This window comes from Nitrobacter sp. Nb-311A (genome assembly GCF_000152905.1).
Taxonomy (GTDB): Bacteria; Pseudomonadota; Alphaproteobacteria; order Rhizobiales; family Xanthobacteraceae; genus Nitrobacter.
Genome location: NZ_CH672417.1, coordinates 125386 through 133484 on the forward strand (window position 1 = coordinate 125386; position 8099 = coordinate 133484).

The 8099-nt window shown below is 63.6% G+C and carries 8 protein-coding genes; 2 read left to right on the forward strand and 6 right to left on the reverse strand.

Going from position 1 to position 8099, the window contains the following annotated elements; translation table 11 throughout:
• Positions 1 to 16 precede the first annotated feature (16 nt).
• Positions 17 to 1642, forward strand: a complete 1626-nt coding sequence (gene xseA, locus NB311A_RS11865) for an exodeoxyribonuclease VII large subunit (RefSeq protein WP_009798806.1) — start codon at positions 17 to 19, stop codon at positions 1640 to 1642.
• 300 nt (positions 1643 to 1942) lie between these two features.
• On the forward strand, positions 1943 to 2170 hold the full coding sequence (locus NB311A_RS11870; protein WP_040675132.1) for a DUF2093 domain-containing protein: 228 nt from the start codon (positions 1943 to 1945) through the stop codon (positions 2168 to 2170).
• Between the two features lie 64 nt (positions 2171 to 2234).
• Here the strand turns inward: NB311A_RS11870 and lpxK are convergent, their stop codons facing one another.
• The 6 genes from lpxK to NB311A_RS11900 form a co-directional block, all read right to left on the reverse strand.
• Positions 2235 to 3242 carry a tetraacyldisaccharide 4'-kinase gene (lpxK, locus tag NB311A_RS11875; RefSeq protein ID WP_009798808.1) on the reverse strand — a complete coding sequence of 336 codons (1008 nt, stop codon included), beginning with the start codon at positions 3240 to 3242 and terminating at the stop codon, positions 2235 to 2237.
• The gene (locus tag NB311A_RS11880; RefSeq protein WP_009798809.1) at positions 3235 to 4539 is read right to left on the reverse strand and encodes a 3-deoxy-D-manno-octulosonic acid transferase; all 1305 of its coding nucleotides are present in this window, start codon (positions 4537 to 4539) and stop codon (positions 3235 to 3237) included. The genes lpxK and NB311A_RS11880 overlap by 8 nt, the downstream gene beginning before the upstream one ends.
• The gene (locus tag NB311A_RS11885) at positions 4532 to 5266 is read right to left on the reverse strand and encodes a lysophospholipid acyltransferase family protein (protein WP_009798810.1); all 735 of its coding nucleotides are present in this window, start codon (positions 5264 to 5266) and stop codon (positions 4532 to 4534) included. Before NB311A_RS11885 ends, NB311A_RS11880 begins: the two co-directional genes overlap by 8 nt.
• Positions 5263 to 5514, reverse strand: coding sequence for a DUF4170 domain-containing protein (locus NB311A_RS11890; RefSeq protein WP_009798811.1), 252 nt, complete (start codon positions 5512 to 5514; stop codon positions 5263 to 5265). Before NB311A_RS11890 ends, NB311A_RS11885 begins: the two co-directional genes overlap by 4 nt.
• Before the next feature lie 61 nt (positions 5515 to 5575).
• Positions 5576 to 6391: a 3'(2'),5'-bisphosphate nucleotidase CysQ gene (locus NB311A_RS11895; RefSeq protein ID WP_009798812.1), complete on the reverse strand. Its 816-nt coding sequence runs from the start codon at positions 6389 to 6391 to the stop codon at positions 5576 to 5578.
• Positions 6378 to 7766, reverse strand: a complete 1389-nt coding sequence (locus tag NB311A_RS11900; protein ID WP_009798813.1) for a TldD/PmbA family protein — start codon at positions 7764 to 7766, stop codon at positions 6378 to 6380. The genes NB311A_RS11895 and NB311A_RS11900 overlap by 14 nt, the downstream gene beginning before the upstream one ends.
• Between the last annotated feature and the right edge of the window lie 333 nt (positions 7767 to 8099).

The following is an 8099-nucleotide window of genomic DNA, read 5'->3' on the forward strand; positions in this document are numbered from 1 at the left end:
AACAGAAGTGAGGCTGATGCCCGCAAATCCAGCACAGCTTCTGGCGAACTCGCCGGAATACACCGTCTCCGAGCTGTCCTCGGCGCTGAAACGCACCGTGGAGAACGCCTACGGCCATGTGCGGGTGCGCGGCGAAATATCCGGCTTTCGCGGGCCGCACGCCTCGGGCCATTGCTATTTCGCGCTGAAGGACGAGAGCGCCAAGATCGAGGCGGTGATCTGGAAAGGCGTCCACGGCCGAATGCGGTTCAAGCCGCAAGAAGGTCTCGAGGTCATCGCCACCGGCAAGCTGACCACCTATCCGGGCTCGTCGAAATACCAGATCGTGATCGAGGCGATCGAGCCCGCCGGGATCGGCGCGCTGATGGCGCTGATGGAAGAGCGCAAGAAGAAGCTCGCGGCGGAAGGACTGTTCGATGAAGCCCGCAAGCAACTGCTTCCCTGGCTGCCTGAGGTCATCGGCGTGGTGACCTCCCCGACCGGCGCCGTGATCCGCGACATTCTGCACCGATTGGAGGATCGTTTTCCTCGCCGGGTGCTGGTGTGGCCGGTGCGGGTGCAGGGCGAAGGCTCGGCCGAACAGATCGCCGCCGCCATCGACGGATTCAATGCGCGGCCGGACGGCGGACCCGTTCCGCGCCCCGATCTCCTGATCGTCGCGCGCGGCGGCGGTTCGCTCGAAGACCTGTGGTCGTTCAATGAAGAAATCGTGGTCCGCGCGGCTGCCGCCAGCATGATCCCGCTGATCTCGGCGGTGGGTCACGAGACCGACGTGACGCTGATCGATTTCGCCGCCGATCAGCGGGCCCCGACACCGACCGCCGCCGCCGAAATGGCCGTGCCGGTCCGTTCCGATCTGCTGGTCGAGGTCTCAAACCTCGCGGCCCGCGCGCTCGTCGCGTGGAAACGAGGCCACGACGACCGGCGCACCGAATTGCGCTCCTCCGCCCGAGCGCTGCCGGGGGCCTTTGAGTTGCTCGCGATTCCCCGTCAGAAACTCGACAACGCTGCCGCCGCGTTGCCGCGCGCCTTGCGCGCAAGCACGCACGTTCACCATCGCCGATTTACACAAATCTCAAGCGGACTCACGCTGCGCGTGCTGCGCGCGCAGGTTGCGCACGCAAAACAATCCGTCGCCGCCACCGGCGCGAGACTCACGCACTGCACACAGGTGGTGCTACGTCACCGCCGGGACCGCTTCGCGGGGTTGGCGGCGCGGCTCAAAGCGTCGCGACTCGCCAACGTACAGGCGCAGCGCGAGCAAATCTCGCGCGCCGAGGAGCGCACCCGGCGGCTTTTCGAGCGCGCGCACCGAGCCGTCGTCACCTCGCTGCAGCGCCATGAGGCGCGGATCGCGCATTCGAGCCAGTTGCTGGCGGCGGTCTCCTATCGGGGCGTGCTCGCCCGCGGCTTCGCGCTGGTTCGCGACGAGACCGGACACGCCCTGCGGTCCGCGGCGGCGGTCGGCTCCGGCACGCGGCTCACGCTGGAATTTATCGACGGTCAGGTCAACGCAACCTCCGACACCGATCAAACCGCACCCGCGGCATCCAGCACGACGGAGTCGAATCCCGGGAGTCCGCCCAGACCGGCATCCGGCAAACGGCGCGCCAAGATCGCCGACCAGGGCAGCCTGTTCTAAAGGATGACCTCATTTTGAAGCTGGCGGCGGCGGCAAGCTCATGTCTATTGCCGAGTGGTCCGGCGTGCTACTGATGAGGTCGAAACCGGAAAGGCGGCAATCTATCAAGCCGGCAGTTTAACCTGTAGCGTTCTCAAGCGAAGTAGATACCGGTTCGCGTGAAAAACGCGTTAGAATAAAAAGCTAAAGCCCGTCTTTGATTCCACCAAAGACGGCATAGCTTAGCGTTGCGCGAACGTTCATGATTTTGGATTGGTTCGATTCAAAATCATCGTGACCCCGGACACCTGGAGAAAAGCAGTGCTGAATAAGTTCGGTCAATCCGGTCAAGGCGAAGCGCGTGTGCAGTACCTTGACGGCGATTTCCGGGTGATTTCGCCAGGAACCTATGTCCGTTGCGCTGTTACCGATGCTCGTATTCCACTCGACGAACTGAAGTACTGGAGCGTCGATTTGCAGGAGGCCTACGCTCTCCCAAGCGCCGTCTTGCAGCGCCATTATCCGGGCGCGATCAAGACACCCTCATAGCCGTTTCTTCACGCGAACCGGTATTCGTCCTCAAATCCACGGACGCGCCTCGCTCGAAAATACTCTACTGCCGCGCACGGCCGAGCCTGTCGATGAGGAACGACCGCAGCGCCGCCTCATCGTCGAACGCAAGCGTGACCGCGAAAGGCATGACAGTTTGCGCGAACGCGGCCAGGTTTTCATGATTGCGCAGCCGCGCCAAATCCTTTTCCGTCGTCACCAACGTTAAACCATCCTGCTCCGCAGCGGCTTGCAGCTCGGCCACGTCGCGTTGCGAAAACGGATGATGGTCCGCGAATGCCCGCTCTGTCACCACATCGACGCCGCAGGCCCGCAGACTGCGGAAGAATCGGGAGGGATCGCCAATTCCGGCAAAGGCCAGGACACGCCTGTTGCAAATGGCCGCAATCGAGGCGTCATCCGGGACAATCCGCGCCCGTAATACAGGTCCTCCCTGCGCCTTGAATCGTGCCGCAACGTCGTCCGCGGCGGCACCAAAGCCGACGATCACCAGCGCGTCGGTGCGAGCGAGTTGCGGCGGCAGCGGCGCACGCAGCGGCCCCGCCGGGAAAACTTGGCCGTTGCCCAGGCCGCGATCTCCATCGATCACGATCAGCGAGATATCCTTCGCAAGCGCCGGGTTCTGAAAGCCGTCGTCCATCAGGATCACGCTGGCGCCAAGTGCAAGAGCCGGTGCGACGCCCGCCGCCCGTTGCCGCGATACAATCACGGGGATCGTCCGCGCCATCATCAACGGTTCGTCGCCGACATCGGCCGCAGCATGCCGGTGCGGATCGACGCGCACCGGGCCGTGCAGCCGTCCGCCATAGCCGCGACTGAGCACGACCGGCGTTTCACCGAGCGAGCGAAGAATGCCAGCCATCGCCATCACAGTCGGCGTCTTGCCCGCGCCGCCGACATGATAGTTTCCGACGCAGATCACCGGCACCCCGGCGCGCAGGCCCGTCCGTGACAGCCGCCGCGCGGCGATCGCGCCGTAAAGCGCGCCAACCGGCATGAGCAACCGCGACAGCAACGATGATGGCCTGCGCCAAAAGGCCGGCTCACGCATCGGCCGCCCGTCGTTCAAGTCGCAACTGCAGAAGGTACGGCTCGAGCGCGGCGAGCGTGCGATCCAGCGCGCCACCGAGCCTTTCCACAACCTGAACCGCCGCCGCCGCTGCGGCATTGCGCGCCGCGGAATCCTCGAGAAGGTCGCCAAGCTGCTTCGTCAGCGCATCGCCGTCGTCAACCCGCCACGCGCCACCCGCGCGGTCGAGTGCGTAATAAACATCGGGGAAGTTGAACACGTGCGGCCCGTGCACGATGGATGCATTGAGTTTGACCGCCTCGATCGGATTCTGGCCGCCATGCGGCACCAGCGAACCGCCCATGAAAACAATTGGCGCCAACCGGTAGAACAATCCCAATTCGCCAATGGTGTCGGCGATATAGATGTTCGTCCTCGCCGTTGGTAACTGCTCCAGCGAGCGCCGCGCCGCCTGCGCGCCGGAGGCTGCGACCATCCGGGCGATCGCCTCACCCCGATCCGGATGGCGCGGAACGATCACGGTCAGCAGCGATGGAAAATGATCGGCCAGCGTCCGGTGCGCCTTGAGCAGCATCTCTTCCTCGCCTGGATGGGTCGAGGCCGCCACCACCACCGGACGGCCGCGGGTGACGAATAACAGTCGTTCCAGCTTGGTCTCGTCGGCCGGAGGCGCCTGGACGTCGAGCTTGAGATTGCCGGTAATGACGACGTTGCGTCCACCGAGAATTGTGAAGCGCTCCGCATCGATTTCGGACTGGACAAGGCAGATATCGAACCGGCTCAACAGCGCCGCGATCGTCCGGGACGCCCGCCGCCAGCGCGGAAACGAGCGGCGCGACATCCGCCCGTTGATCAGCACGATCGGTATACGACGCCTCGCACCAGCGAGAATCAGATTGGGCCACAGGTCCGATTCGATAAAGAGCGCAAGACCAGGCTGCCAGTGATCGAGAAAACGCTCCACGAAGCGGGGCGAGTCGTAGGGGATATATTGGTGAATGATATCCGGCGGGAACCGCTTCGCGGCGACGGCTGCCGACGTGACCGTGCCCGACGTGACGAGAATACCCATGTCGAGCGCGCGAAGCCGCTCAATCAGCGCGGCTGCCGCCAGCACTTCGCCAACGCTGGCGCCATGGATCCAGACCAGCGGGCCCGCGGGGCGGAGCTGCCGGGCGATGCCGCGACGCTCATTGATGCGTGCGGGGTCTTCCTTACCCTGTTTCAAACGCCGTTTCAGGAGAATGGGCGTCAGCGGCCCGGCAGCGGCGGACAGTCTGCGGTAGAGGCGCAGCGTGGCCGGCATCTGGTCAGGCATGACCCGCCTCGTATTCGGAACCAGCCTCGAGTTCGGGCCGGCCGACTTTCGCGTAAGCGCGGCGCGTCGCATCGTTCAATGTCGCCTCCAGCCGCGCTCTCAGCATCTCCATCATCCGGGCATCGGCGTCGGCAGGAACCGAGATCGGCTCACCGCCAACCAGAGCGCCGCGCCCGAACGGCAGGTTGATCGTCGTGCGATCCCAGTTGTTCAGGCGGATGAAGCGGCTCGTCGCCATTGCAAATGGCATGATGGTCCGCCCGGATTCACGCGCCAGCATGATGATGCCGAGGCCGGCGATCCGCGAGCGCTTCGGTACGTCGGCGGTCAGAGCCATGTTGTAGCCCTCCTCCAACGCACGGACCATTTCCTTGAAGGCGCCGACGCCTCCCTTGCGACTGAATGCGGAGCCGTGATCGCCGGAGCCGCGAATGGTTTCGATCCCCAACCGCTCCGCAGCGAGCGCGTTGAACTCGCCGTCGCGGTGCCGCGAGATCAACACCTTGCCGCGATGGTGCGCCCGCCTGATGAACGGCGTCATGAAATGCTGTCCGTGCCAGAACGCGAGGATCACCGGCATCTGCGGCTCGACGATGTCGTAAACTTCCTCAGGATCATAGCTGAACCTGTTGGTTCGCCAAACCAGCCATAAAAAGCCCGCGGCCAAAAGGCCTGCGGACTGCTGAAACCAGCGGGAGCGCAGCAGATTGCGAAGCAGTTTACTCAAGTGGCAGGTTTCGTATCTTGGCTAGGATCGAGCAGCCGATGGAGGTGTACGATAAAATATCGCATATGGGCGTTATCAACCGTCCGCTGCGCCTTTGCCTTCCAGGCGGCATAAGCCGATGCGTAGTTCGGATAAAGGCCGACAATCTCGACCTCGTCGAGGTTTTTGAAGGTCACATGCGCGAGATCGGTCAGTTCGCCTCCGATCACGAGATGGAGCAATTGCTGGGGCGGACTGTCTGGCGGCATTTCCCGTTGTCCTACTATGACGCCGGCCGTCAGGCAAATACGGTCAAAGTCGGCCGCCACTTTATGGCAGCGGACGTCCCCGAACATGCGCCAGAATGCGCGCATGGCGAGGGAAGCCGGCCGCGACCAACACGCCGTGCGTCACCTCGACATGATTATAGAGGATCGGCTCACCCCCGAGCGAGGTCATTTTACCCTTCGCCTCATGCACGATCAAATCGGCCGCGGCCAGATCCCAATCATGGCTCTGGCCGCCGGCAAAGGCTGCGTCGATTCTGCCGCCCGCCACCCGGCACAGCCTTAGCGCCAGCGAACTGATCCTTGGATGAAGGGCGGCATCGTTCGGCCGCAGGTCGAGTTTTTCCAGAAGCGGCTTCGGCCCTGCGATTCTCGAAAAATCCAGATCATCACCGTAGGTCGCCCGGACCGGCAGGCCGTTGCAGGTCGCGCCCTGCCCGCGCGCGGCAAGGTAGAACTCATCCGTGGCCGGCGCGAACACGGCGGCGAGCAGCGGCGAGGCATTCTCCACCAGAGCGACGCTGACGCACCATTCGTCATGGCCGGCGAGATAGCCGCGCGTGCCGTCGATCGGATCCACGATCCAGACCCTTTTTTTGCCGAGCCGAGAAAGATCGTCGGCGCTTTCCTCGGACAGCCAGCCGTAATCCGGAAGCGTCCCCAGCCTGCTTGCAATGAGATCGTTAACAGCGATGTCGGCTTCCGAAACCGGAGACGATACGCCCTTGGTCCAGGTCCGCAGCCGGGTGCGGCGCATCGCGAGCGCCAGCAATCCCGCTTCGCGAACCGTCTCGATCAATAAAGCGCGGTCCCGCGCCAAAAGGTCGGCTCGGCTGTCGGCATCGTCAGCGCCCGCCAACAGTCAACCCTTCGATGCGGACGGTCGGCGCGTTGGTCCCGTAGCGGAACGTGAGGTCGTTGGCCGGCGAAAGCGACTTGAACATCTCGATCAGATGTCCGGCAATGGTGATCTCGCTGACCGGATAGGTGATCTCGCCGTTCTCGATCCAAAATCCGGACGCGCCGCGACTGTAATCGCCGGTCACGCCGTTGACGCCGGAACCGATCAGGTCGGTAACGTAGAAACCCTGCTCGACGTCCGCGATCAATTCGCGCGGCGTTATTCGTCCCGCCTCGAGATGCAGGTTATACGGTCCGGGCGACGGCGATGATGACACGCCGCGGTGAGCATGACCGGTCGTGGTCAGTCCCAGTTCGCGCGCGGTCGCCGAATCCAATAACCATGACGTGAGGACGCCGTCGTCGATCACCGCAAGCTTCTTCGTCGCGACCCCTTCGGCGTCGAAGGATTGCGAGCGCAATCCACGCACCCGCAATGGATCGTCGATGATCCGGATTCCTTTCGCGAACAGCTGCTGGCCCAGCCGATCTTTCAGGAAACTGGTCTTGCGCGCGATCGCCGCGCCGTTGATTGCACTCGCGACATGACCGACCAGCGAGCCCGCGACGCGGGGATCGTATACCACCGGAACCTTGCAGGTCGCCACCTTGCGCGGATTGGCGCGCGCCACCGCGCGCTCACCCGCGCTACGACCGATGCTGGCCGGAGACATGAGATCGGATCCATGAAGCGCGGAGCTGAAATCGTAATCGCGCTCCATGCCGGTACCATCGCCGACGATCGCCATCATCGAGACGCCATGGCTCGAACGCAGATAGCTTCCTTGAAATCCGGCGCTCGTCACCAGCACCATGCCGCTGATGCCGGTGGACGCCGACGCGCCGCCGGATTTGGTCACGCCCTTGACCGCAAGACCCGCCGCCTCGGCTTCGACCGCGCGGCGTTCGAGTTCCGCCGTCGATGGCACCACCCGATCGAGCAGATCGAGATCGGGGAAATTCCGCGCCAGCAACGACGGGTCGGCCAGTCCGACATACTGATCCTCCGGCGCGACACGCGCCATCGCGACCGCGCGTTCGGCAAGTTTCGCAACATTGTCGCCACCGACATCGTTGGTCGAGACGGTGGCCTGCCGCCTTCCGACCAGCACACGCAGCCCGACGTCATCGCCCTCCGACCGCTCCGATTCCTCGACGCGGCCGTCGCGAACCTCGACACCTTGCGAGACGCTCCGCACGGCAATTGCATCCGCGGCATCGGCACCCGCGCGCTTCGCGGCCTCGACCAGCCGCCCGGCGAGTTCACTGAGGGCGGATTGATCGAAGAGGTCGGATGCCGAGGATTCCAGCGACGAATTTGGTGAAGAGATCACGAATAAAATCCAGGGTCTTCGACAAGACCGGCGCGCAGGGCGGGTCCGTCATGAGATGTGCTTGTTCTACGCGGACTTCAAGCATTCAATGAAGCGGGAATTAAAGATTATCCGCGCCCCGGCAAGAACCCGTCAAGCATGTCGGCCAAGGGTCTGTCAATCATGTGCGCGAATGTTAGGCCCGATACCTTCGATTAACCAGCCTTTTTAAGCGGATCCGGACCGCGCTCTGGCAAGCTCCCACCCATCGACCGGAAACATAATTCCGGCGAGGGAGACTAAAGCCGTGAGGCGTCAAACAGCAACGGGCGGGACCAATCCCGCCGGGTCGAG

Bases quoted from the DNA above. Each gene is read 5' to 3' on its own strand.
- xseA (WP_009798806.1), top strand. From the start codon at position 17: ATGCCCGCAAATCCAGCACAGCTTCTGGCGAACTCGCCGGAATACACC.
- lpxK (WP_009798808.1), bottom strand. From the start codon at position 3,242: ATGCGTGAGCCGGCCTTTTGGCGCAGGCCATCATCGTTGCTGTCGCGG.
- NB311A_RS11880 (WP_009798809.1), bottom strand. From the start codon at position 4,539: ATGCCTGACCAGATGCCGGCCACGCTGCGCCTCTACCGCAGACTGTCC.
- NB311A_RS11890 (WP_009798811.1), bottom strand. From the start codon at position 5,514: ATGCCGCCAGACAGTCCGCCCCAGCAATTGCTCCATCTCGTGATCGGA.